Below are 23,392 nucleotides of genomic sequence, written 5' to 3'. Positions count from 1 at the left end.
ATTCCTTTGAATGAGTTGACGGACCGCTACTCCGGCCGTGCGCCTTCCCACGCGCGCTGCAGCAGCGCGCGAACGGCTTCACGTTCGACGGGGCGCGGATTCCAGTACGGATTCTTCACGGCGAGGTCCGCCGCAGCGTCGAGCTGGGACTCCTTCAACCCGAGGTCTTTCAAGGCGAGCGGCGCGCCGAGCGAGCGGGCGAAGTCGTAAAGGCCGCCGCCGATCGAGCCGCCGAACAGATCCGCGAGCGGCCGCAGTTCCTGGGCGGCGGCCTGGGCGTTGTACGCCGCCGAATGCGGCAGCACGATGGCGTGCGTTTGCGCGTGAGGCAGATCGAAACTGCCTCCGAGCGTATGGCAGAGCTTGTGATGCAAGGACATGCCGACCGTGCCCAGCACCGAACCGCACAGCCACGACCCGTAAAGCGCGTCGGACCTCGCAGCGAGATCGTCCGGGCGGGTGACGATCACACGTAGCGCATCGCGCAGCGCCCGCACGCCTTCGGCGGCCGTCAGCGACGTCACCGGATTTCGATCCCGCGCGTAGACGCCCTCCACCGCATGCGCAATCGCGTTCAGGCCGCTCGTCACGCTCATCTCGACCGGCAGGCCGAGCGTCAGCGCCGGATCGTAGATCACGACTTCAGGCAGGATTTTCGCGTCGCGGATCGTCGTCTTGACGCCGTCCTCGGTCTGACCGAGGATCGGCGTCACCTCCGATCCCGCGTAGGTCGTCGCGACCACGATCTGCGCAGCGTTGTTGCGCCACGCAATGGCCTTGCCAAGCCCTATCGTCGAGCCGCCGCCGAGCGCGACCACGCAGTCGGCGCGCGCCGCCTCGTACGCGGCCATCGCCTCGAGCGTCACCGCAACCGGCGTATGCATGGCGGCCTCGCTGAAAACACCTGCAGCCAGCGGACCGATCTGCGCGGCCAGTTTCTGCGCGTCGGCCTGTTGCGACGGTGTCGAGAGAATCAGCGCGCGCTTTGCGCCGAGCCGCGCAATCTCGCCCGCGACGGCTTCGATGGCGCCGGGGCCGAACAGCACGCGGCCCGGATTGATTTCGTAGGTGAAACTCGCAGTCATAAGGACTCCGTACTCAGACGACTTCGCTGACGCGAAGATGAAGCTTCGCGACGAGTTCGTCGAAGCGCTCGCGCAACAGTTCGGCGCTGTTCGCGGTGGCCGCGACGTAAAAGTCCGGGCGCAGCACGACATACGTTGCATCGATGCTCGCGAGCCATCGCTTGTAGGTTGCTTCGACGTCCACCGCGTCGCAAGGCGTGCCCGGCGTGCCGATCTTCGCGGTCCGGCCTTCCAGCAGAGCCAGTTGAGCCAACCGCTCGCTGCCCAGCGCCGCCGCCGGATCGGCATCCAGACCGATCACGAACCAGCCGTGGCCGACAGCCTGGTCAAAGCGGTCTCGCGTGCCGTTCGCGACGACCATGCCCTGCACCGACAACTCGCCGGCATGCGCGGCTTCGGCGGACCAGGCCCCGGGGCCCAGATGGCAGACGTCGGTCGGCACAGGCTGGTGATTGCGTGCCTCGAGGTCGGCCTTCATTCTCACGTCGCGCGCGGAGGCTTCCTCTTCGTCTGCAATGCAGATGATCTTCCCAAGCTCCTGGCTGAACTCGATGTAGTGCTTCGCATGGTCGAGGCGCTCGGTCGTGTAGCTGTCGAGTACAGCGTCGGACAGCGTGCCTTCGAGAATCGCGTTCAGACGCCAGCCAAGCGCAAACGCATCGCGCAGGCCCGCACACATGCCCTCGCCCGCAAACGGCGGCATCAGATGCGCAGCGTCGCCCGCGATGACGCAGCGGCCACGGTTCCAGCTCTTCGCCCAGCGCGCCTGAAAGCGGTAGACGGCGCTGCGTTCCAGTTCCGCGTTGTCCGGCGTCATGCCCCACGGTTTTAGCAGCTCCCATGCGCGTGTGGGCGTCTGCAGTTCCTCCGCCGACTCGCCGGGCAGCACCATGAACTCCCAGCGGCGCCGGCCCGGGCCGCCCGGCACGATCGTCGTCGGACGTTTCGGGTCGCACAGTTGCCACTGCATAGGCTGCGCAGCGTATTCCTGCTGCGGGATGAGGTCGAGAATCAGCCAGTCGAAGAAGTAGCCCCTGTCCTCATTCTCAATGCCGAGGGCCTCGCGCACGAAGCTGTTCGCCCCATCCGCGCCCACCAGATACTTCGCGCGCAGTGTCCGGGTTTCGCCGCTGCTGCCGGCTTCCTGCGGATTGCGCCGCAGCGACACCGTCACGCCCTCGCCATCCTGGACCAGCTGCGTGCCCTCCCAGCCGCGCAACTGCGTGACGCCCCGCATGTCGTCCACGATGCGGGTCAGGCGCGCTTCGAGATCCGGCTGATTGAACCAGTAACGCACTCGCCAGCCCGACGCGGACTGGCTCTGCCAGTCGACGATCTGCAGGTTTTCGCCGTGCACGTCTTTCCAGTAGTACAGCTCGTCGTGGTACGCGATGGCCGGATCGTTCTCCGAGTCGATCCCGAGCGTCGCGAGGATGCGGGCGATCTCGTGGTCGTACGTCACCGCGCGCGGACGGCCGTAAGCCTGCGACCAGCGCTCGACCAGCGTAACCCGCTTGCCACGCTGACCGAGCAGGATCGCGAGCAGCGTGCCGACGGGGCCGCCACCGATGATGGCGACATCGGCGTCAAAGGGGGTGTTTACGCTCGAAGCGGGGGCATTCATGAACTGTCTCCTTGATTCGTGACCGAGTGCGAAGCGCATGGGTGGCAAGGCGGATGACCGCCGCCTCGGCCCGGGTTAGCCTGCGGGCCTCGCTTGAAACAGAATGTAGATCAAAAATGAATTATCGTCACATATGGTAAACACTCAACCTCGACTGATAATCATGATTTAAATGGGGAACCACCAGAAAGCGCATTTACAAGGGGCTAGGCCCCGCTTTCCAGGGGTGCGATTCGTATTAGAATGATCGTCAGAACTGAATCTGGGCAGACTTCGATGAATTCACCGACCAAAGAGGGCGAACAGGAAGGACGCGTTGCGCGTCGTCAGCGCCGCAACCGTGAGGCGTTGATCAAGGCGGCCGGCACGATCATGGGCGACAAAGGGATCGACGCCGCGACGATGCTGGAAATCGCAGAACTTGCCGACGTCGGCGCCGGGACGGTCTACAACTACTTCAAGTCCAAGGACGAGCTCGCCATTGCGGTGCTTGAAGAAATGATGCATGAACTGGCGCTGCGGATCGAAAGGGCGACAGCCGGCCTTGCTGACCCAGCCGCGGTCTACGCGTTCGGGATACGCACGGTGCTCGAAGCCGCAACGACCGATACCCGCTGGAAAGAACTGTTGTATCGCTCGGAGGTGATCGCAGACGCGCTGTTCCGGCGCATGGGCCCATTTGCGATTCGCGACCTGCGCAACGCTATCGGCGCAGGACTTTTCAGCATGCCGGACCCTGAACTCGTGTGGCACCTGACGGCCCACGCCATCGTCGGCGCCAGTCTCGCCATTACGACGGATCGGCTTTCAGGCGGCCTCAAGGACGAAATCGTGGCCCGATTGCTGTGCATGACCGGCATCGGAATCGACGCGGCCACGGAACTCGCCGCGCGTCCCCGGCCGGCGTCCGTTGTCATGTAGCTTCCGACGAGAAGGCGCATCGGTCTCGCAATCGCCGATGCCGACTATATGCAAGCGCTTGCGGATCGCGAGGCGTGGCGCACCCGGCTGCACGCATTATTCGTTTTGATCGCACCGGCCACGCCCTGCGCGGCGCCGCGCTTCACCGATGCCCCGCATGGCATGGTGAAGTTCCATACTTGTCTTTGCTTTCCCACATCGCGCTCAAGCCGCAATGGCCAGCACGCCCATCGAAAGTCGCGATTCGCCCGGCGGGAAGATATACCAGCCGCCATCGTCGTGACGGAAAAAGAACATGCCGACTTCGCCCATACCGCAAACCGTACTGACATAGACACAAGACCGTTTCCTTCTCGCGCCCTGCGCACGCCGCGTAACGCGCACCTGCATGTCCGGATGCAATGCGAGCCATTTTTCGGCCATGGCTCGTAATGACCCTGGTTTCCCGACCATCATCGTCTCCTGTCTGGCTACCCAACCGCCGTTTTGATCGAACTGCCGGCAGCACGCCATTTAATGCAATCCACATGCCATGTCGCCCCTGCCAGGGGGATTGCGCGAATGGCGTGCGCTGACGTCGATCCGCTCGGCCTGCGCGGCATCCGCTAGATGGGCCGCAGAGGCGCGGAGAACTGTTAGCTGATCGTAGGATTTGATGAAATAAGCGAATTCCACGCGAGTTGCGCGTTTCCTCATGCATCAAAACAGCATCGGGGAATATCCGTAAGACAGCGCGGCACGGAGGCAGGGCATCATAAGAAAGTCGCGCGCGCCTTCAGGAGACGAGATGCCAGGCACTGAGCAAAAAACACTCGCGCAGGACGGCGCTCCGATGAAACTGGTCACGCCCAAGGGCGCGCGCGTGGATAGCGTGCGTTACCCGGATATCGCCGACTTGATGTCACGGCTGCGCTTTTCTCCCGGTGACGGGCGCATCTGGCTCGACGATCAGCGCATGGTGCTGCTGCATACCCAGTCCATCGGCACGCTGCGACGCGAGCTGATCGAAAGCCTCGGCATCGACATGGCGCGCGGCCTGCTCACGCGCATGGGCTACAACTCGGGCGCGCGCGACGCCGAGCTGGCGCGCCGCGTACGCCCGGACAACAGCATCATGGACATGTTCTCCGTGGGCCCGCAGTTGCACATGCTCGAAGGGCTCACGGAGGTCGAGCCCGTACGCGTCGAAATCGACGTCGAAAAAGGCGTGTATCACGGCGAGTTCATCTGGCGGAACTGCTCCGAGGACGAGGAGCACGTCCGCATTTATGGCATTGGCGTCGAACCGGTCTGCTGGACGCAGATCGGCTACGCGTGTGGCTACACGAGCGTCTTCATGGGCCGGCCCATTCTTTACCGCGAAGTCGAATGCCGGGGGCTCGGGCAGCCGCACTGTCGCATCATCGGCAAACCGATCGAGGAATGGGGCGAGGAAGCCGCCAATGACCTGCGATTCCTGCAGGCGCAGTCGTTCACCCAGGGACTGTCCGCCGGAAGCACACGGCGCGCCGGTGTGGCCGACCTCGGCCAGCGCCCCACGCCCACGGCGTTCGGCGACAGCAATATGGTGGGCGCATCGCCCGGCTTCAACGCGGTCTGCCACATGATCCGCCGCGTGGCCGACACCAACGCCACGGTGCTCTTTCTCGGTGAAAGCGGCGTGGGCAAGGAGGTGTGCGCACGCACGCTGCACCGGATCAGCCGCCGTAGCGACGGGCCCTTCGTTGCCGTTAACTGCGCGGCGATTCCCGAGGCACTGGTCGAATCCGAACTCTTCGGCGTAGAGAAAGGCGGTTTTACGGATGCCACGCAGAGCCGCCCCGGCCGCTTCGAACGTGCCAACGGCGGCACGCTCTTCCTCGACGAGATTGGGATTCTCAGCCCGACCGCCCAGGGCAAGCTTTTGCGCGCGCTGCAGGAAGGCGAGATCGAGCGCGTGGGCGACACGCAAACGCGACGCGTCGACGTGCGCGTGGTCGCCGCGACCAACCTCGATCTCAAGGACGAGATACGCGCGGGGCGCTTTCGCGAGGATCTCTATTTCCGGCTCAACGTCTTTCCGATCCGTGTGCCGTCCCTGCGCGAGCGGCGCGAAGATCTGCCCGTGCTCCTCAACCACATGCTGCACAAATACCGCGAGCGTCACGCACGCCCCGTCACCGGGTTCACGAGCCGCGCAATCGATGCGTTGCTGAGCTATGGCTGGCCGGGCAACATCCGCGAAATGGAGAACATCGTCGAGCGCGGCGTGATACTCGCGCCCGAAGGCGGCGCGATCGACATCGGGCATCTGTTCATCAGCGGTGAAACCATCGAAACCGCGCTGTTCGGCCTCGACACCAGCGGCACCCTCTCACCGTCCGGTTCGCTGCTCGCGCAGATGGAAAGCCAGGCGGGCACCGAGGTGGATCGCGTGAGCCGGAAAGTGAACAGCCTGCTGATGGGGCTGGGCGGCGACGTGGAGCCGACTTCGCTCGACGACATCGAATCCGCACTGCTCAAGAGCGCCGTTCGCCAGGCCGACGGCAATCTCTCCGCAGCGGCGCGCACGCTGGGCATCACGCGGGCCCAGCTCGTCTACCGGCTCAAGAGCCGCGGCCTGAGAGTCTGAAGCAGGCGGCGGCTCGCGTCAGGCGGGCCGTGAGCCAGGGCGCCGCGCTCGCGCGCGCAAATCATTCAATAGACCCGTTTCCGCGTGGACGCTGCGCCACGCCTGGATCGATTCGCCACGTGCCATTGCAAGCGCGCGCTGCGCGCCACGCTCGTGTACCCGGGTTATTCCCGATGCTCGTTTGAGCGATGAAATTGCGGCCAACAGCCGCTGGTTTCGATCACTTCATCGAAACGCAAACCGCGCGTGGCCCGCACGTTGTCTGAGCGCTTGCGTGCCTCCACACGCCAGATGCCTGATGCAAAAGCGTTTTCTGGAAATCTGGCCGCGCACTCCGGACTGCGCGCGCCACGCTGGCCCGCTCATTGCATATAGAGAGCCATCGCGGCCCCGCAGACGAAAACATGCAACGCATCCGCGAACCCACTCAAGGAGACACGCAGTGAGCGAATGCCAACCGCGCCCGTCAGCATCCGCCGTATTGAAGCGGCCGTTCGACGTCTCTCAGCGCTATGTGCGCTTCAGGCAGCGTCGTGCGGACGGCTTCGTCGAATTCGATTTTTCGATTGGTGACCCGCGCATCTGCGTGGAGCTCGTGATGCGCGAAGCTGACTATCGCGCTTTCTGCAGCCGGCACGCAGTCGAGCATCTGAGCGGCGAAGACGGCGCCGCGCTCGATGCCGAAGAACTCAAGTGGCGCTACGGCCAGCCCGGCCTCGCCGAATAGGCGAGACGAGGCCTACCCAACCCATACGATCGACAACACGGAGGAACACGAGATGCAAATCGACATCAAGACTTCGGCGGTCCAGCCGATACGGCAGACCTTCTCGCACATCGCCCGACGCCTCGGCGCGGACAAGCCCGCGTCGCGCTATCAGGAGGCCACCTTCGACCTGCAGCCCGAGGTCAACTTTCATTATCGCCCGCTGTGGCAGCCGCAATACGAGCTCTACGACAAGGCACGCACCGCCATTCGCATGAACGACTGGTACGCCTTCAAGGACCCGCGCCAGTACTACTACGGCGCCTATACGATCGCCCGATCGCGCCAGCAGGAGACGATGGAGAAGAACATCGAGTTCGTCACGCGGCGCGCCCTGCTCGCTGGTTTGCCCGATGGGCAGAAGTCGCGCATCGCTTCGATCATGGTGCCGCTGCGCCACGTGGAATGGGCGGCAAACACGAACAACTGCTTCGTCACCGCCTATGGCTGGGGCACGGCCATCACGCAGGCCACGATGTATCACAGCATGGACCGGCTCGGGCTCGCTCAGTATCTCTCGCGCATCGGGCTGCTGCTCGACGGCAATCTCGGCACCTCGCTCGTGGCCGGTAAGACCGCGTGGCTCGACGCGCCGCGGTGGCAGCCGCTGCGACGCTTCGTGGAAGACCTCATGGTCGTGCACGACTGGTTCGAAACGTTCACTGCGCAAAACGCCGTGCTCGACGGCCTGCTCTACCCGCTCGTGTATCGCCACATCGACGCGCGGCTGTCCGTGCAATGCGGTGCAGGCCTCGGCATGCTCAACGAATTCGCAATCGGCTGGTTCGATGAAACGAGCCGCTGGGTGGACGCCACGCTGAAGACCGCGGCGGCCGAATCGCCCGAAAACGCGGTCCTGCTCTCGTGCTGGATCGAGATGTGGCACGGGCGCGCGCTCGAAGCCCTGAAGCCGCTTGCCCTCGAGGCGCTCGGCGAAGAGGACGCTGCCGCCGCGCTCGCGGAGATCGACACGGCATTCACGGCGCGCATCACGAAGCTCGGCATCGCCATCGCAACCGCAGGCGAGCGCACGGAGGTCCATCATGGCTGATACCGTCTTCATCGCCTTCCAGACCAACGACGACTCGCGCCCCATCGTCGAAGCGATCGCCGAAGACAACCCGCATGCGGTTGTCAACGCGCTGCCCGCGATGGTGAAGATCGACGCGCAGGGACGCCTCGTCATCAAGCGGGAATCGATCGAGGCGCGCATTGGCCGCCCGTTCGATCTGCGCGAACTGCAACTCAACTTGATCTCGCTGTCCGGCAACATCGACGAAACCGACGACGAATTCATTCTGGCGTGGAACGCCTGAGCAACAAAGACCAGGAGACTGACAATGAGCACGCCGACCAGTACGCCAAAAAAACTCAGCATTAAGGATAACTACGCAATGCTCACGCGAGGTCTTGCGTGGGAAAGCACATACCAGCCCATGGACGCGATCTTTCCGTACGACCGCTTCGAGGGCATCAAGGTCCACGACTGGGACCGCTGGGAAGATCCGTTCCGCCTCACCATGGACGCGTACTGGAAATACCAGGGCGAAAAGGAACGCAAGCTCTACGCGATCATCGACGCCTTCCAGCAGAACAACGGCCAGTTCAACGTGACCGATCCGCGCTATATCAACGCGCTCAAGCTCTTTCTCACGGGTGTGAGCCCGCTCGAATATGCGGCGCACCGCGGCTTCGCGCTCGCGGGCCGCAACTTCCGCGGCGCGGGCGCGCGCATCGCCTGCCAGATGCAGGCCATCGACGAACTGCGCCACGCCCAGACCCAGGTCCACACGATCAGCCAGTACAACAAGTTCTTCAACGGCTTTCACGACTTCAGGCACATGCATGACCGGGTCTGGTATCTGTCGGTGCCGAAGTCGTATTTCGAAGACGCCATGAGCGCCGGGCCATTCGAATTCGTCACCGCTATTTCATTTTCGTTCGAATATGTGCTCACGAATCTGCTTTTCATGCCGTTCATGTCGGGGGCTGCGTTCAATGGCGACATGGCGACGGTCACGTTCGGCTTCTCGGCGCAATCGGACGAATCGCGCCACATGACGCTGGGCCTCGAAGTCGTGAAGTTCCTGCTCGAGCAGGACCCGGGCAACGTGCCGATCATCCAGAAGTGGATCGACAAATGGTTCTGGCGCGGCTATCGCCTCCTCACGCTCGTCGCGATGATGATGGACTACATGCTGCCCAAGCGCATCATGTCATGGCAGGAAGCGTGGGAAACCTACTTCGAGCAGAACGGCGGCGCGCTCTTCCACGACCTGGAGCGTTACGGCATTCGCCTGCCGAAGTATCACGACGTGGCGACGAAGGAAAAGGACCGTCTCTCGCACGAAGCATGGGGCATCTTCTACAACTACACGCACGCCGCCGCCATGCACACGTGGGTTCCCACCGACGGCGAGATGGACTGGCTCGCGCAAAAGTATCCCGCGACCTTCGACAAGCTCTACCGCCCGCGCTTCGAATACTGGCGGCGCCAGCAACAGGAAGGCAAACGCTTCTACAACAACTCGCTGCCGATGCTGTGCCAGGTGTGCCAGATCCCGATGGCATTCACCGAACCCGACGACCCCACGAAAACCTGCTATCGCGAGAGCGACTATCTCGGCAACAGGTTCCACTTCTGCTCGGACGGCTGCAAGGACATCTTCGATAACGAACCCGAAAAATATGTGCAGTCGTGGCTGCCCGTGCACCAGATTTATCAGGGCAACTGCTTCGAAGCCGATGTCGATCCCACCGCACCAGACTTCGATCCCATGCGCGAGGTGCTGCGCTACTACCACATCGAAGCGGGCGCGGACGGCCACGAATTCGAGGACTCGGCCGACTGCGCCAACTGGCAGCACTGGACTGGCAAAGCCGCGTACGGCGGCGAAACTGCGAGAGATGCCGCACCGGAAGACGAACTCGAGCGCCGCGCCGCCTGACGCGTGAAGTCCCGGACATCCACTCAAGGAGACACATCATGGCAGTAGTCGCATTGAACGAAGGCTACACAGGGCCGATGCGCGACCGCGTAGAGAACTTCCACGGCAACCAGTTGCTGTACGTGGGCTGGGAGGGTCACCTCATGTTCTGCGCGCCGCATTGCCTCGCCGTCGCGCCCGGCATGACGTTCGGCGCGCTCGCCCGGGAGGTGATCCCGGCGATGTACGGCATGCATCCCGACTGGCCTTCGGTGCAGATCGAAAACATCGAATGGTTCCGCTCGCGCGAACGCTTCACGCCCGACTTCGACGCGAGCCTCGCCGACAACGGTCTCGGCCACAAGGCGTTGCTGCGTCTGCGCACGCCGGGGCTCACGGGCATCGGCGGCTCGCATAGCTAGGACGGGAGGCAAGCATCATGAGCTATCAATTGACCATCGAGCCGATCGGCCAGACGATCGAAATCGAAGAGGATCAGACACTGCTCGACGCGTGCCTGCGCGCAGGGGTATGGCTGCCGCATGCGTGCTGCCACGGCCTGTGCGCGACGTGCAAGGTGCAGGTGGTGGACGGCGAGATCGAGCACGGCGAGGCATCGCCCTTCGCGCTCATGGACTTCGAGCGCGACGAAGGCAAGTGTCTCGCCTGCTGTGCACGCGTACAGTCGGACGTGACGATCGAAGCCGATATCGACGAAGACCCCGATGCGCGCCATTTCGCGGTGCGCGACCATGCGGGGCGCGTGGCCGAGGTCGTCGATCTCACGCCGACGATCAAGGGCATTTTCGTCGAGCTGGACGGCGAAGGCATTGCGTTCCAGGCGGGCCAGTACGTGAATGTGCAGATACCGGGCGAGAGCATGCCGCGCGCGTTCTCGCTCGCGGGCGAGCCAGGAAGCGCGGCGCGCATCGAACTCAACGTGCGCCTCGTGCCGGGCGGCAAGGGCACGACCTGGTTGCACGAGCAACTGAAAGTAGGCGACACGCTGCGCTTCTCCGGTCCGTTCGGCCGCTTTTTCGTGCGCGCTTCGAACCCGCAACCGATCATCCTGATCGCGGGCGGCTCGGGTCTCTCGAGTCCGCGCTCGATGCTGCTCGACCTGCTCGCGCAAGGCGATACACGCCCTATCACCCTCCTCTATGGCGCGCGCAGCCGCACCGAGCTGTACTACCACGATGCGTTCCTGGCACTCGAACAGCAGCATGCGAATTTCGCCTATGTGCCGGCGCTTTCCGACGAACCTGCTGACTCGGATTGGGAAGGCTTTCGCGGCTACGTTCACGACGCGGCGCGCAGCCACTTCTCGGGCGACTTTCGCGGCCACAAGGCATACCTCTGCGGGCCGCCGGTGATGATCGAAGCGGCGATCCGCACGCTCATGCAAGGCCAGTTGTTCGAGCGCGACATCTACACGGAAAAGTTCCTCACGCATGCGGACGGCGCACAAGGCGCGGCGCGCAGCCCGCTTTTCAAATCCATCTGAAGCATTTTCCGCCTACCCGCCACCTAACTTCAGGAAGACGTCATCATGAACCACCAGGCCATCGACACGCTGCTCGCGCGAATCAGCGAACCCACCGCCGGCGCGGCGAACCCGCGGACGAAAGCCATTGTCGAGCGCATCGTGCGCGACCTCTTCTATACCATCGAGGACTTCGACGTCACGGCCAGCGAATTCTGGACCGCGCTCAACTATCTGGGCGAGGCCGCGCCCGAACTGGGCCTCATCGCGGCCGGCCTCGGCTTCGAGCATTTCCTCGACGTGCGGCTCGATGAGGCCGAGGCGAATCTCGGCTTCGAAGGCGGCACGCCCCGCACGATCGAAGGACCGCTCTATGTGGCGGGCGCGCCGGAAACCACGGCCTACGCGCGGCTCGACAACGGCACGTGCCCGGGTGAAACGTTGCTCATGCGCGGGCGCGTGCTTGGCGAAAACGGCCAGCCTGTTGCAGGCGCGCTGGTCGAGGTGTGGCACGCGAATCATCTCGGCAACTACTCTTACTTCGACCAGTCGCAACCGCCGTTCCACCTGCGCGCGACGATCCGTACGGACGCGCAAGGCCGCTACAGCTTTCGCAGCATCGTGCCGGTGGGCTATAGCGTGCCGCCTGCGGGAAAGACGCAGCAGTTGCTCGATCAGCTCGGGCGGCACGGCCATCGGCCAGCGCATATTCACTTCTTCGTTTCCGCGCCCGGGCATCGCAAGCTGACCACGCAGATCAACATCGACGGCGACCCGCATCTCTGGGACGACTTCGCCTTCGCCACACGCGACGGACTCGTGCCCGCAGTCGAGCGCCACAGCGCTGGCGAAGGCACACCGTTCGGCATTGAAGGCGAATTCGCGCTGATCGACTTCGATTTCGGCCTCAGCCGCGAGCGGGCCGAAGCGCCCGGCACGCTGGTCGAACGGGCGCGCGCCGCCGCGTGATTTTCTCACTCGCGAGGTCACCGCATGGTCAGCGATGTCAGGGAGGAACGACGATGAAAACCGGCCGACAAGATGCCTGGACCAGCACGCTCGCCTTGATCGAGCGCCTCTCGTCCAGCGATGAGGCACTCGCTACGACGTGTACGTTAGCGCCGGTTGCCCCTTGCACGGCGACGCATGCTGGCGGACACATGGAGTTCGTCGAACGGCTCTCCCCCACGCACATCACGCTCAACTGGCGCGATGCCACTTCGGGATGCTACGGAGAACAGCTCTGGCATCTCACCACCGCGCGCGCCCGCTCCAGCTGCATGCTGTGCGGCGCGCCAATCCGGCGCGGCAGCGCCGTCTATCGCCCCCGCCTGCGCGGCCGGCGCCCAGCCAATGCGGACTGGATCGTGCTCGCAACGACCATCGAGCGCATCGAATCCGAAATGGCCAGGTCATTGTTTAGTACGCCAACATGAAGATGCCGGGCACGAAGCAATGCGATTTGCACTGCCAAGGCTAATCGCCTTGCTTCGCGCGTTCCTGTTGGCCACTGCGGCCGCCGCACAGTTGCGTCCGCGTCGAGCCAATCAAGCGAACATCACGGCTGCTTCATTCAATCGGTTCGTATGGCAAACCAACGTAGTTTTCCGCGATCGTTTTGAGGCCGGCATCGGAAGTCGTGTAGTAATCGTAGTCAGTACGCTGCATGCGCTTGTCGAAGGCGTCGCGGTCCGAAAACTCGTGCAGGAGGTTCGTCATGAACCACGAGAAACGTTCTGCCTTCCACACGCGGCGTAACGCGATCTGCGAATACTTTTCCAGCAGATCGGTACGGCCGTCGCGGTAGACGCGACTCAAGATCCGATACAGCGTGCTCACGTCACTTGCGGCGAGATTCAAGCCCTTCGCGCCGGTCGGCGGCACGATATGCGCCGCGTCGCCAACGAGAAACAGCTTGCCATACTGCATCGGCTCAACCACATAGCTGCGCAGCGGCGCGATGCTCTTCTCGAGCGACGGGCCGGTCACGACCTTGTTCGCCACGTCCTGCGGCAGACGCGTTTTCAACTCTTCCCAGAAGCGTTCGTCGGACCAATCTTCGACTTTCTCGGTCAACGGCACTTGCAGGTAGTAACGGCTGCGAGTCGTCGAACGCTGGCTGCACAGCACAAAACCACGCTCGTGATGCGCGTAAATCAGTTCGTGATTGACCGGCGGGGTATCGGACAGCATGCCGAGCCAGCCAAACGGATAGACGCGCTCGTAGTGCGTGAGCACTTCCGCAGGGATCGTCTTGCGCGAAACGCCATGAAAGCCATCGCAGCCCGCGATGTAATCGCAATCCAGACGGTATGTCTCGCCGTTCTTTTCGAATGTGACGTAAGGCGCTTCGCCTTTCACGTCGTGCAACTGAACATTGGCCGCTTCGTAGATCGTGGTCGCGCCGCTCGCCTCGCGCGCCGTCATCAAATCGCGCGTCACTTCGGTCTGGCCGTACACCAGCACCGACGAGCCGCCCGTGAGTTGCTTCAGGTCGATCCGGTCACGTCGCCCACCGAACACGAGTTCGATGCCGTCGTGGACCAACCCTTCCGCATCCATACGCTCGCTCACGCCCGCTTCGCGCATCAGGTCGACCATGCCTTGCTCAAGCACGCCCGCACGGATTCGGCCGAGCACGTATTCGCCGCTTTGACGTTCGAGAATGACGTTGTCGATGCCTGCCTTGTGCAGCAACTGTCCCAAAAGCAGGCCGGACGGCCCGGCGCCAATGATCGCTATTCTGGTCTTCATGACCGATGTCTCCTGTATCTCTCTGCACCGTGACCTTTCTGATCCGCTCTTGGAGCCCCAATAATTGACGCCACGGTTCAATTGCATTTTTCTAGAAATATGCAGCGCTGATAAGGCAATTTTTTCGATTAAAATTGGACTTTTAGAAAGCCCCGTGCGGACCGATATTCCGGCGACGAATCCATGAAGCATCCGGCACTGCACGACATCCCCGTCTTCAAGTTATACGGCGAAGGACCTGACTGGAGCACGCTCGATTTGCTGCACTGCGAGTCGATACCCGAGCGGAGCAGCTTGCACGACTGGGAGATCCGGCAGCACCGGCACGCAGACCTCGCGCAAATCCTGTACGTTCAGAAAGGCGTGGCACAACTGGAAATTGAGGGCGAGAAGACAAGGATAGACACGCCATCGGTCCAGGTCGTCCCGGCGATGTGCGTGCATGGTTTCCAATTCTCTCCGGAAGTCGACGGATACGTGGTGACTATCGCCGCGCCGCTGATGAGCTGGCTTCAGCAGCAAATCGATGCGCCGCGCCGCGTGCTCGAGCACCCGGGCTGTTATTCGGTCGGCAATGACCTGCCTTACCTGAACACGCTGTGCGGCCGGTTGACTCAGGAATACGGCCTTCCTGCGCCTTCACGGGACCTGATGCTGCGGTCGCTCGTGAGCGCGCTCGTTGTATGGATCAGTCGCCAGGATCAACAAGGCGAGGAAAGGGGCGAGCCTCAGGATCGTGGGCAAGCCTACCTGAGGGCATTTTCCGGCCTGATCGAAAAACATTACCGCGAACATTTTCCAATCAGCCGCTACGCCGAACGCCTGGGCGTGACGCCGGTGTATTTGAATATGGTTTGTCAGCGAATAGCGGGCAAAAGCGCCCTCGCCCTCGTCCACCAGCGATTGCTGCTGGAGGCTAAGCGCAGTCTCACCTACACCGCACTCAATATCAATCAGGTCTCCGATTTTTTGGGCTTCACGGAGCCGGCGTATTTCACGCGGTTCTTCAAGCGATTCACTGGCGTAACGCCAAACGCCTTTCGCAAGCAAAAATGACTTCACTGTTGTCAGCATCAGGCTGTTGCACGGCATGCAAGGCCACGCGCCCATACGATGTCGGTGAGTGCGTGGCCTTTCGCGTGGTGCGAGAGCCGCTTGCGCTTGCAGCGATGCGTCAGAACCTGTGGCGTATTGCGACACGCACGAGTGCCTGGCGCGTGTTCGACGAGTCACCGGCATTGCCGATGTTGGCCACTGCAGGCGCACCTGTGGACGACGTACCCGCCGCGATCTGGTACGCGCCCTCAGCGTAGAGATCGGTTCGCTTCGAAAGAAAGTAGTCGGCCATCACGCTGACCTGGTTGAAATGCTGATTGCCGACGTTTGCGCCTTCCGACGTCCGGACATTGTTGCCCTTCGCGTAATCGTAGGCCGCGCCGAGACTGAATACCGGCGTAACCGACCACTTGACACCCGCGTCAACGTTATTGAACCGCGCACTCGCACCGGCCAGCGCCGCGATACTGCCGTACTCGATGTTCGACCACGACGCGCCGACCTGCACCGGGCCAATCGTGTACAGCGCACCCGCAATCGCCACCTGATACGAATTCGCACTGGCATACGCCTTGTTCAGGACGCCAGTCAACTGCGTTCCGCTACCGTTGCTCGTGAAGAAACCCTGGCCTGCGGTGGCGGCGGATGGATTCTTGAAGTAGAGGTATGCAGCCGCCAACGTCACCACGCCGTTGGAGTACGCCGCACCGGCCGAATAGCCGCCGTTGCCGCTGATATTGCCGGGTTGGCCGCCCACGCTCCACGTGGCGCCAAACGTGAGTCCATTGATGTTGGGGCTCGCGTAGCGAATCGCGTTATTGGTGCGCAGCGAGTTCGCGGTGTTGTCGAAGTCGCCTGGATGCTGGAAAACTTCGCTCGCGAGATAGCCCTGAATCGTGACCGCTTGCGCATAATTGACGACCGAATCGTACTGCCGCCCCAGCGTGAGGTCACCAAAGCGCTGGTTGCTCAAGCCGACGGCTGCCTGGCGTCCGAACTGGAGCCCCCCTTGCCCTGCTGCGCCCGAATTCAGGTTCACGCCGGATTCGAGCGTGAAGATCGCACGCGTGCCGCCACCGAGGTCCTCGGCACCCTTCATGCCCCAGCGACTGCCGTACATACCGTTGAGCGAGTCGAGGTACCACTTTCGCCCGCCTTTCGACGCCCCCGTGGCGACGTTGCTGTTGAACATGATGCCTTCGTCCAGCACACCGTACAGCGTCAGGCTGCTTTGCGCCCACGCCGATGCACCGTACAGGCAAAGCGGGGCCAATGCGAGAAGCTTCTTTTTCATTTGCGGTTCTCCAAACCTGAATTATTGATTTGCATGTCTAATTATTTAACAGGCATTCACGACACGAACGGCTCGTGACCGTGCCTAGTGCATTGGCACGCTTCGCTGTCCACGCATTTGCGAAGTGGCTACGCCACGCCCGATCATCACGAACAGCGCGCACGCGGACACCAGCGCCGGCACGGCAAGCAGGCTGAACACGGACCCGATCTGCCAGCCGAAGCCCATCAGAGCCGCGCCGACCAGTGCCCCTGCTACTCCACCTATACGCCCCACGCCGAGCATCCAGGCAACACCCGTCGCTCGCCCGTGCGTCGGATAAAACGCGGCGGCCAGCGCGGACATCGACGTGACTGCACTCGTGACCAATGTCCCGGTCAAGAAGACGAGCGTGCCGAGCAACACCTGGTGGCCGACACCGCGTCCGACCAGCAGGACCATTACGGCGGCGAGCACATACGTAGCCGCGATCACGCGATTGGCGTTGAGCCGGTCCATGAACCAGCCGACGCACAGGTTGCCCAGCACGCCACCAAGCGGGAAAAGCGACGTCATCAAGGCTGCGCGCGCGCCGGAGAAGCCCGTGTCGCGAAACAGCGTGGGCAGCCAGTTGGTCAGCAGATAGTAGATCAGCAGGCCCATGAAGTACGCGAGCCACAACATCAATGTCCCGAAGCGGTACTGGCGTGACAGGACAACGCGAATCGCCGATTCACGCTTCGCGCTCACGCCGCCCTCAGGCGCGACGAAGCGGCAGCCGCCGAACGTCGTGCCGGGTGCAATACGGCCAAGGATGCGTGCGATGTTTGCGTCGGCACGTTGGCGTACCGCCATGAACTGAACGGACTCCGGCAACAGCAGGATCAGCAGAACCGTCAGCACGATCGGCCCGATTCCGCCGGCGACCAGCACGCTTTGCCAGCCAAAATGCGGAATTAGCCATGCAGACGCGAATCCGCCGAGCGCGAGGCCGGTGGAAAAGCCACAGAACATCGTATTGACGACGACGGCGCGCACGCGCGTCGGCGCATATTCGGACATCAGCGTGACGGCGTTCGGCATGGCAGCGCCGAGGCCGAGACCCGTGCAGAAGCGCAGCGCGGTCAGCGACTCGACCGTGCCGGCGAATGCCGCCGCAAGGCTCCACAGTCCGAAGAACGCCACGGAAAGCACCAGCACGGTCTTGCGTCCGAGCCGGTCTGCGAGCGGGCCGGCCAACACCGCACCGATGCCGAGCCCGACCAGCGCCGCACTCATCACCGGACCGAGCGCGACGCGCGCAATGCCCCACTGCTGGACAAGCGACGGCGCGATGAAGCCGATGGCTGCTGTGTCGTAGCCGTCGGCGGCGACCACGAGAAAGCACAGCACGAGAATGACCCACTGAAATGGCGAGAAGCGTTGGCCGTCAATGAAGGCCTGGGTATCGACGACGCGTTCAGAGGTCTTCATTGCTGCCCTCCAGCAATGTGATAGAAGAGCGGGGGCAACGCGCCAGCGAGGCCGACGCGATCGAGCGTTTCCATTGCGATGTCTCCAGAGATTAATGTCGTTCTATTGCGGCGCCGTATCCGCGGGCGCGGCACGGCCGGTATCTGCCACGGCGCGCCGCAGCGCCGTTGCGTGAGAGCTCGTTTCAGCGCCCGCGCAGCGTGTGCGCGACGCGCGCGCCGCCGATGCCGCTCGCCGCCGCGCTCACGTGGGCCGCCAGGTTCAGCCAGTTTGCGCTGCGCATACCTGATTCGTTAGTCATCCGAACTTACTCCGTGAAAGACATGAGCCAAAGCGTGTCCTGCGTCTCCAACGAAAAGAATCTTCATCGATTCCGCCTGCCTGAAGTATAGGCAGACGGCGCCGGCCGATCATGGACAAAACTGTGGATAAACAGGACAATCTGCACATGCGAGGGAAGACGACATGAGGAAAATCCCTAGTTACGAGCTGTACGGAGAAGCAACGGCCGCGCGCCCGCCGTGGCACGATGCATTCAATTTCGAGTGGATTCCGGAGCGCAGCCGGCCGAACGACTGGAACATTCCGGCGCATCGTCACGACGCGCTGTTGCAGTTTCTCTACATCCGCAGCGGCCAGGGTCACGTCGTCATCGAGAGCGAAAAAACACCGTTCAACCCGCCATGCCTCGTGATCCTTCCTGCGCAGGTGGTGCACGGTTTCGCGTTTTCGCCAGAGATCGACGGCCTTGTCGTCACGGCGGCGCAGCGCGCGCTGGAGTCCATCGCGAAGTCCGTTTCTTCAACGCTCGTCGCGGTTCTCCAGCGCCCTGCCGTGATTCCGGTGTGCGGGCCAGCAGCCAGCGACGAAACGCTGATGCCGCTCTTTCATATGCTTGAGAACGAGTTTCGCCGCGGCGCGGCCGGTTATACGGCAGCGGGCATGTCACTGTTAATGGCACTTTTCGTACAGGCGGCTCGGCTTGTCGACCATGCCAACGTGCCGGTGGCCGCGCTCGCCGCGCGGCGCAGCCAGCAAATCAGACGCTTCCGCGAGCTGATCGCCGAGCATTTCCGGGAGCATCGCCCGGTCGAGTTCTATGCGGCCGCGCTCGATGTCACCACGCCACAACTCGGACGCATCTGCCGCGAAGAACTCGGTTCGTCACCCAGCGCGCTGATCAACGACCATCTGATTCGCGAAGCGCAGCGCGATCTGGTCTACTCGGGCATGACCGTCAAGCAGATCGCGCACAGCCTTGGATTCGAGGACAGCGCCTATTTCAGCCGCTACTTCCGTAAGCAGACAGGCGCGACGCCCCGCGAATTCCAGAGCTCGGCACATCGCGATCTGGCGTTGGGTACGTCGTAGCGCGAGCCGGAATCGGGAGTGTGATAACGGCGCAATTGGCTTACTGCGCGACGCTATCCAGCGCAGCGGCACGAATGAGGCGCGTCTCCTGCGCCGTAATCAAATGACCCGAGGCCTTGAGATAGGCCGGGAAATCCGGATGCGTATCGCGTGCCAGGCACCGTCGTTCGTAGTCCGCCAGATCGTCATACCCCCACAAGTGGGTGAACTGGTTCTGCTGCCCCACCAGACTCGTCCAAAAGCCGAGTGGGTGCCCAAGCGTCTCGAGCAGGATCGGCATGGCGAGCCGGTCAAACACCTCGATGAACTCGGGCATCTTGCGCAGCGCGATGGTGTAGACCCGGAAATCCACGAGAGGCTTTGCCAGATACATCGGTTGGCGGCTCATGCGTGCACCTTCTCTTTGCTGGTCGTGGCTTTGTTGGCGATGGCATTACCCGTGACATAGCCGAACGTCATATTGGGCCCATGGGTGATACCGGCGCCCGGATAGTTGCCGCCCATCACACTGCGCCGGTCATTGCCGACCGCGTAAAGCCCCTCGATCTCACTGCCGTCCGCGCGCAGCACCTCCCCGGTGACGCCGGTCCTGATGCCATCGAACGTGCCCAGATCACCCATCAGCACCTTAACTGCATAGAAGGGGCCTGTCGAGATCGGCGCAACGCAGGGATTGGGCTTGTTGTCAGGATCGGCCAGATAGCGGTTGAACGTTGTGCTGCCACGGTGGAACGCCGGGTCTTCTCCGCGCGCGGCATCGACGTTGTAGGCACGGACCGTCTTCTCGAGCGCATCGGGAGCAATCCCGCAATTGCGCGCCAGCTCGGCAATCGTTTCCCCCTTGATGAGGTAGCCTTTGCGCAGCAACGGGCCCACCGGCATCGGCGCGGGCTTGGCATAGCCCAGACCATACTTGCCGAGCGCCACCTTATCGCAGATCAGCCACATCGCCGTCTCCCGCTCGCCCTCGCAGGCACGGATCAGCGCCGAACCAACATCGTGGTAGGAGTTCGATTCATTGGTGAAGCGCTGACCGCTGCGCAGCACGCCGATCACGCCGGGCTTGTAGCGGTCGAGCAGATGCGGGAACACGCCCGTGCGGCCCTTACCGAAGGGCACCCTGGAGACAGGCATCCAGGCCGATGCATCGGGGAAGCCAAGCTGCACGGCACCACCCACCTTCTCCGCCATGGTCAGCCCATCGCCCGTATTGCCGACTGGCGTGGGCGAGAGATGCTCGCCTCCGCGCTTCACATGCGGATAGACCTGCGCGATGCGCTTGAGATCATGAGGGAAGCCGCCGCAAGCCAGCACGACGCCGTGCCGGGCGGTGACGCGAAGTTCCCCCTCCGCTGCGCTCGCGAGCACACCGGCCACCTTGCCCTTCTCGCTCAGCAGTTCCTTCACTGGCGTAGAAGTGTGGATCGGAATGTCGATCGCCAGCGCCGATTTCGCGAGCCTCGCAGCGAGCGCGTTGCCGCTCGTCACGTTGATCCCGCGGCGATAAAGCGCCAGCTCCTTGATGTGCGTCGCCAAACGCCGAGCCACGTAGCAGAACGAAACAATCGACTTGGTCGCGCGGAAAAAGTGTTTGAGGTCCGCGTTCGAGGAATTGAACATCATCCCCATGAAGGTGATTGTCTCGAGCGGCGGCTTGAGGCGTTGCATGTCCTTGCCCAGCCCGCGAATATCATAGGGCGCGGCGAGGATCGAGCGGCCGATGTCGACGCCGCCGGGCGCATCCGGGTGATAGTCCGGATAGAGCGTGGGCACGAACTTCATCTCCGTCTCTCGCTCGAAGAATTCGACCATCTTCGGCCCGTTCTCAATGAAGCACTGGACCGCGGCGGCATCGTAGTTGCTACCCGTCTCGTTCATCATGTATTCGCGCACACGCTCGACGGAGTCCGCCGGGTTCTGCTGTCTGCCATGTTTGCTCAGCGGAATCCACAAGACCCCGCCCGACAGCGCGGTGGTACCACCGAACACGGGCTCCTTTTCGAGCACGATGACATCGAGCCCGCGCTTCTTTGCCGTGATCGCGGTGGCGAGGCCCGCAGCACCCGATCCGACCACGACCAGATCGCAAGTGATCTCCTTGGCCATATCCAGTCTCCTTTTCGTTATGGTGTGATGGCGCTCACGCGGCCGGGGTGGCGTTAAAGCCTGGCCGCGGAACCATGTCCATCAGCATGCAATCGAGCCCGCCGTCGACGAGCACCTCGGCGCCATTTACGTAGGCTGCCAGGTCAGAGGCGAGGAACATGGCCGGGCCGGCGAGGTCCTCCGGCTCGCCAATGCGGCGGCTCGCGGTGGCGGCGGCGCGGCGAGCCTCGAAGCCGGGCTCCTCGTAGAATTTCGCCGACAGCGCGGTGCGGATCATGCCGGGAAGCACGCAGTTGCTGCGCACGCCGCGCGGGCCCCACTCCGCCGCCAACTGCCGCGAGAGGAGCAGCACGCCCGCCTTGCTCGGGCTATAGGAACCACTATTGGTCTGTGGATTGAGCGCTGCAATCGAGGCAACGTGCACGATACTGCCCTTGCCCGCCGCCAGCATGTCGCGCCCGAACGCTCGGGCACACAGAAGATAGCCGGTGAGGTTCACGGCAATGGCCTGGTTCCAGTCTGCGATCGAGACCGTCTCGAGAGGTCCTGCGCGTAGGAGTCCTGCATTGTTGACGAGCACGCTGACCGAACCAAGCGCTGCGCGAACCTCGTCGGCGGCTGCGGCAACCGAAGCTTCGTCCGACACGTCGCAGCCGAACGCCTGCGCCACGGCACCAGCCTCTCGAAGTTCGGCGGCGACAGCCTCAGCGCCGGCAAGATTGCGGTCCACAAGCGCCACATGCGCTCCAACGCTGGCGAAGGCACGCGCAATGCCGGCACCAATACCACTACCCGCACCCGTGATCACGCAGATCTTGCCATCCAGATTCAGCCCGTATGCGCTTGTGGCAGCCGCGCGATTTTCAAGTTCCTGTTCCATGCTGTTACTTTCCTAAAAAATTCCGTGCAATTCCGTGGCGTGAAATTCGTATCGCCATTGAACGCCTCATGCGCCTGTGGAACAATGGACAGAGCCTACATATAGCAGGACATAACGTGCATCATGTCCCCTGACCAACAGCGCAGCAGGACCGTTCCGCGTTTCGCGCTCTATGGCGCGGAAGCCGGCCAATCCTGGCTCGACATGGTGCATTACGAGCCTATTGCGCTGCGTGCCGGCCGTTTCGACTTCGAGATCAAGCCGCACGTCCACGAAGCGCTGATCCAGGTGCTCTATGTCACCCGCGGGGGCGGCGAGACCTTCATCGACGGCCGGACGTGGGCGGTCGTTGCGCCATGCCTGATCGTCGTGCCAGCGCACTCGGTCCACGGCTTTCACTTCCGCAGCGACATCAACGGTCACGTCATTTCCGCCGCACAGCCTGCATTGGAATCGCTGGCGATGACGGCCGCGCCCGAGTTGCTGGAATTCATACGCACGCCGACGGTGCTGTCGATCGATCCCGACGTCGAGCGCGGCATACCCCTGGAAACGCTTTTTCAGTCGATCGGGCACGAAGCGCAGAGCCACGAGCGCTGGCAGTTCACCGCAGGCGCAGCACTGGCAATCGCACTCTTCGTCAAGATTGGGCGCCTCAGCGAGAGCGCCCGCCTTTCAGCCAGTTCCGAGCAGCGGACAATGGCGGCGCGGATCGAACGGTTCCGCGCCCTGCTAGACCGCCATTGCCGCGAGAGGCGACCCGTGGCGAGCTACGCCGAGGAGATGGGCGTGACCACGGGCCAGCTCTCCCGCATCTGCCGCGCCACCTTCGGGGTCTCGGCAAGCGAGGCAATCGACGCACGCTCGATCCATGAGGCCAAGCGCCTGCTCGGCTATTCGAACCTCAGCGTGAAGCAGATCGCCAGCGAACTGGGCTTTCAGGACGAAGCCTATTTCGGTCGCTTCTTCCGCAAGCAGACGGGACTGCGTCCAACCGAATACCGCTCTGCGGCCCACGATCGATCCTCGCCGGCTGAAAAGGGGGAAGCGGACTGACTCGAC

General features: G+C 62.9%; 22 protein-coding genes. 13 read left to right on the top strand and 9 right to left on the bottom strand.

The genetic code is table 11. The features are described from left to right. Nucleotides 1-26 precede the first annotated feature (26 nt). Both U5A58_RS10505 and U5A58_RS10500 read right to left on the bottom strand, forming a co-directional pair. Nucleotides 27-1,085: a maleylacetate reductase gene (locus tag U5A58_RS10505; protein ID WP_321961406.1), complete on the bottom strand. Its 1,059-nt coding sequence runs from the start codon at nt 1,083-1,085 to the stop codon at nt 27-29. A 13-nt stretch (nt 1,086-1,098) separates the two neighbouring features. Next, nucleotides 1,099-2,709, bottom strand: coding sequence for a bifunctional 3-(3-hydroxy-phenyl)propionate/3-hydroxycinnamic acid hydroxylase (locus U5A58_RS10500; protein ID WP_321961405.1), 1,611 nt, complete (start codon nt 2,707-2,709; stop codon nt 1,099-1,101). A 276-nt stretch (nt 2,710-2,985) separates the two neighbouring features. Here U5A58_RS10500 and U5A58_RS10495 point away from each other — a divergent pair, with 276 nt between their 5' ends. Further along, complete coding sequence (locus tag U5A58_RS10495; protein ID WP_321961404.1) at nt 2,986-3,630, top strand: TetR/AcrR family transcriptional regulator; 645 nt, start codon at nt 2,986-2,988, stop codon at nt 3,628-3,630. 204 nt (nt 3,631-3,834) lie between these two features. Here the strand turns inward: U5A58_RS10495 and U5A58_RS10485 are convergent, their stop codons facing one another. Continuing rightward, nucleotides 3,835-4,053, bottom strand: a complete 219-nt coding sequence (locus U5A58_RS10485) for a hypothetical protein (protein ID WP_321961403.1) — start codon at nt 4,051-4,053, stop codon at nt 3,835-3,837. Nucleotides 4,054-4,417: 364 nt separating this feature from the next. Here U5A58_RS10485 and U5A58_RS10480 point away from each other — a divergent pair, with 364 nt between their 5' ends. From U5A58_RS10480 to U5A58_RS10440, 9 genes are all read left to right on the top strand, one after another. After that, the gene (locus tag U5A58_RS10480; protein ID WP_321961402.1) at nt 4,418-6,241 is read left to right on the top strand and encodes a sigma-54-dependent Fis family transcriptional regulator; all 1,824 of its coding nucleotides are present in this window, start codon (nt 4,418-4,420) and stop codon (nt 6,239-6,241) included. A 442-nt stretch (nt 6,242-6,683) separates the two neighbouring features. Beyond that, on the top strand, nt 6,684-6,968 hold the full coding sequence (locus tag U5A58_RS10475) for a phenol hydroxylase subunit (protein WP_321961401.1): 285 nt from the start codon (nt 6,684-6,686) through the stop codon (nt 6,966-6,968). Between the two features lie 52 nt (nt 6,969-7,020). After that, a complete protein-coding gene (locus tag U5A58_RS10470) occupies nt 7,021-8,058 on the top strand; it encodes an aromatic/alkene monooxygenase hydroxylase subunit beta (protein WP_321961400.1) in 1,038 nt (345 codons plus the stop codon). Then, complete coding sequence (locus U5A58_RS10465; protein WP_028208985.1) at nt 8,051-8,323, top strand: MmoB/DmpM family protein; 273 nt, start codon at nt 8,051-8,053, stop codon at nt 8,321-8,323. Before U5A58_RS10470 ends, U5A58_RS10465 begins: the two co-directional genes overlap by 8 nt. A gap of 24 nt (nt 8,324-8,347) precedes the next feature. Then, a complete protein-coding gene (locus U5A58_RS10460) occupies nt 8,348-9,955 on the top strand; it encodes an aromatic/alkene/methane monooxygenase hydroxylase/oxygenase subunit alpha (RefSeq protein ID WP_321961399.1) in 1,608 nt (535 codons plus the stop codon). A 38-nt stretch (nt 9,956-9,993) separates the two neighbouring features. Then, entirely contained in the window at nt 9,994-10,356 is a 363-nt protein-coding gene (locus U5A58_RS10455; protein ID WP_321961398.1) for a phenol hydroxylase subunit P4, read from the top strand. Nucleotides 10,357-10,373: 17 nt separating this feature from the next. Then, nucleotides 10,374-11,438 (top strand): phenol 2-monooxygenase domain-containing protein, encoded by a 1,065-nt coding sequence (locus tag U5A58_RS10450; RefSeq protein WP_321961397.1) that lies wholly within the window; start codon nt 10,374-10,376, stop codon nt 11,436-11,438. Between the two features lie 45 nt (nt 11,439-11,483). Continuing rightward, nucleotides 11,484-12,386 carry a catechol 1,2-dioxygenase gene (catA, locus tag U5A58_RS10445; RefSeq protein ID WP_321961396.1) on the top strand — a complete coding sequence of 301 codons (903 nt, stop codon included), beginning with the start codon at nt 11,484-11,486 and terminating at the stop codon, nt 12,384-12,386. A gap of 191 nt (nt 12,387-12,577) precedes the next feature. Then, nucleotides 12,578-12,853 carry a DUF3331 domain-containing protein gene (locus tag U5A58_RS10440; RefSeq protein WP_321961395.1) on the top strand — a complete coding sequence of 92 codons (276 nt, stop codon included), beginning with the start codon at nt 12,578-12,580 and terminating at the stop codon, nt 12,851-12,853. Between the two features lie 133 nt (nt 12,854-12,986). On the opposite strand, the gene pobA is transcribed toward U5A58_RS10440, so the two are convergent. Beyond that, nucleotides 12,987-14,171 (bottom strand): 4-hydroxybenzoate 3-monooxygenase, encoded by a 1,185-nt coding sequence (pobA, locus tag U5A58_RS10435; protein WP_321961522.1) that lies wholly within the window; start codon nt 14,169-14,171, stop codon nt 12,987-12,989. Between the two features lie 183 nt (nt 14,172-14,354). Between pobA and U5A58_RS10430 the strand changes: the two genes are divergently transcribed. Further along, nucleotides 14,355-15,227, top strand: coding sequence for a helix-turn-helix domain-containing protein (locus U5A58_RS10430; protein WP_321961394.1), 873 nt, complete (start codon nt 14,355-14,357; stop codon nt 15,225-15,227). A gap of 118 nt (nt 15,228-15,345) precedes the next feature. Here U5A58_RS10430 and U5A58_RS10425 read toward each other — a convergent pair whose 3' ends face one another. Together U5A58_RS10425 and U5A58_RS10420 are read right to left on the bottom strand one after the other, a co-directional pair. Further along, nucleotides 15,346-16,521, bottom strand: a complete 1,176-nt coding sequence (locus tag U5A58_RS10425; protein ID WP_321961393.1) for a porin — start codon at nt 16,519-16,521, stop codon at nt 15,346-15,348. Nucleotides 16,522-16,605: 84 nt separating this feature from the next. Next, nucleotides 16,606-17,973, bottom strand: coding sequence for an aromatic acid/H+ symport family MFS transporter (locus U5A58_RS10420; RefSeq protein ID WP_321961392.1), 1,368 nt, complete (start codon nt 17,971-17,973; stop codon nt 16,606-16,608). A gap of 465 nt (nt 17,974-18,438) precedes the next feature. Between U5A58_RS10420 and U5A58_RS10415 the strand changes: the two genes are divergently transcribed. Continuing rightward, nucleotides 18,439-19,344: a helix-turn-helix domain-containing protein gene (locus tag U5A58_RS10415; RefSeq protein WP_321961391.1), complete on the top strand. Its 906-nt coding sequence runs from the start codon at nt 18,439-18,441 to the stop codon at nt 19,342-19,344. 40 nt (nt 19,345-19,384) lie between these two features. Here U5A58_RS10415 and U5A58_RS10410 read toward each other — a convergent pair whose 3' ends face one another. Genes U5A58_RS10410 through U5A58_RS10400 form a run of 3 tightly spaced genes read right to left on the bottom strand, consistent with a single transcriptional unit; the run spans nt 19,385 to nt 22,330 of the window. Beyond that, the gene (locus U5A58_RS10410; RefSeq protein WP_321961390.1) at nt 19,385-19,732 is read right to left on the bottom strand and encodes an NIPSNAP family protein; all 348 of its coding nucleotides are present in this window, start codon (nt 19,730-19,732) and stop codon (nt 19,385-19,387) included. Next, nucleotides 19,729-21,471, bottom strand: a complete 1,743-nt coding sequence (locus tag U5A58_RS10405) for an FAD-dependent oxidoreductase (RefSeq protein WP_321961521.1) — start codon at nt 21,469-21,471, stop codon at nt 19,729-19,731. Before U5A58_RS10405 ends, U5A58_RS10410 begins: the two co-directional genes overlap by 4 nt. A 13-nt stretch (nt 21,472-21,484) precedes the next feature. Next, nucleotides 21,485-22,330: an SDR family oxidoreductase gene (locus tag U5A58_RS10400; RefSeq protein ID WP_321961389.1), complete on the bottom strand. Its 846-nt coding sequence runs from the start codon at nt 22,328-22,330 to the stop codon at nt 21,485-21,487. Nucleotides 22,331-22,453: 123 nt separating this feature from the next. Between U5A58_RS10400 and U5A58_RS10395 the strand changes: the two genes are divergently transcribed. Beyond that, nucleotides 22,454-23,386 carry a helix-turn-helix domain-containing protein gene (locus U5A58_RS10395; RefSeq protein WP_321961388.1) on the top strand — a complete coding sequence of 311 codons (933 nt, stop codon included), beginning with the start codon at nt 22,454-22,456 and terminating at the stop codon, nt 23,384-23,386. Nucleotides 23,387-23,392: the final 6 nt, after the last annotated feature.

The organism is Paraburkholderia sp. J7, assembly GCF_905220155.1.
Classification (GTDB): Bacteria; Pseudomonadota; Gammaproteobacteria; order Burkholderiales; family Burkholderiaceae; genus Paraburkholderia.
This window is presented reverse-complemented; position numbering and strand designations above follow the sequence as displayed.

Excerpts from the sequence above, each read along its gene's own strand:
- U5A58_RS10505 (WP_321961406.1), bottom strand. The coding sequence starts at position 1,085 with ATGACTGCGAGTTTCACCTACGAAATCAATCCGGGCCGCGTGCTGTTC.
- U5A58_RS10500 (WP_321961405.1), bottom strand. The coding sequence starts at position 2,709 with ATGAATGCCCCCGCTTCGAGCGTAAACACCCCCTTTGACGCCGATGTC.
- U5A58_RS10495 (WP_321961404.1), top strand. The coding sequence starts at position 2,986 with ATGAATTCACCGACCAAAGAGGGCGAACAGGAAGGACGCGTTGCGCGT.
- U5A58_RS10485 (WP_321961403.1), bottom strand. The coding sequence starts at position 4,053 with ATGGCCGAAAAATGGCTCGCATTGCATCCGGACATGCAGGTGCGCGTT.
- U5A58_RS10480 (WP_321961402.1), top strand. The coding sequence starts at position 4,418 with ATGCCAGGCACTGAGCAAAAAACACTCGCGCAGGACGGCGCTCCGATG.
- U5A58_RS10470 (WP_321961400.1), top strand. The coding sequence starts at position 7,021 with ATGCAAATCGACATCAAGACTTCGGCGGTCCAGCCGATACGGCAGACC.
- U5A58_RS10465 (WP_028208985.1), top strand. The coding sequence starts at position 8,051 with ATGGCTGATACCGTCTTCATCGCCTTCCAGACCAACGACGACTCGCGC.
- U5A58_RS10460 (WP_321961399.1), top strand. The coding sequence starts at position 8,348 with ATGAGCACGCCGACCAGTACGCCAAAAAAACTCAGCATTAAGGATAAC.
- U5A58_RS10455 (WP_321961398.1), top strand. The coding sequence starts at position 9,994 with ATGGCAGTAGTCGCATTGAACGAAGGCTACACAGGGCCGATGCGCGAC.
- U5A58_RS10450 (WP_321961397.1), top strand. The coding sequence starts at position 10,374 with ATGAGCTATCAATTGACCATCGAGCCGATCGGCCAGACGATCGAAATC.
- catA (WP_321961396.1), top strand. The coding sequence starts at position 11,484 with ATGAACCACCAGGCCATCGACACGCTGCTCGCGCGAATCAGCGAACCC.
- U5A58_RS10440 (WP_321961395.1), top strand. The coding sequence starts at position 12,578 with ATGGAGTTCGTCGAACGGCTCTCCCCCACGCACATCACGCTCAACTGG.
- pobA (WP_321961522.1), bottom strand. The coding sequence starts at position 14,171 with ATGAAGACCAGAATAGCGATCATTGGCGCCGGGCCGTCCGGCCTGCTT.
- U5A58_RS10430 (WP_321961394.1), top strand. The coding sequence starts at position 14,355 with ATGAAGCATCCGGCACTGCACGACATCCCCGTCTTCAAGTTATACGGC.
- U5A58_RS10425 (WP_321961393.1), bottom strand. The coding sequence starts at position 16,521 with ATGAAAAAGAAGCTTCTCGCATTGGCCCCGCTTTGCCTGTACGGTGCA.
- U5A58_RS10420 (WP_321961392.1), bottom strand. The coding sequence starts at position 17,973 with ATGAAGACCTCTGAACGCGTCGTCGATACCCAGGCCTTCATTGACGGC.
- U5A58_RS10415 (WP_321961391.1), top strand. The coding sequence starts at position 18,439 with ATGAGGAAAATCCCTAGTTACGAGCTGTACGGAGAAGCAACGGCCGCG.
- U5A58_RS10410 (WP_321961390.1), bottom strand. The coding sequence starts at position 19,732 with ATGAGCCGCCAACCGATGTATCTGGCAAAGCCTCTCGTGGATTTCCGG.
- U5A58_RS10400 (WP_321961389.1), bottom strand. The coding sequence starts at position 22,330 with ATGGAACAGGAACTTGAAAATCGCGCGGCTGCCACAAGCGCATACGGG.
- U5A58_RS10395 (WP_321961388.1), top strand. The coding sequence starts at position 22,454 with ATGTCCCCTGACCAACAGCGCAGCAGGACCGTTCCGCGTTTCGCGCTC.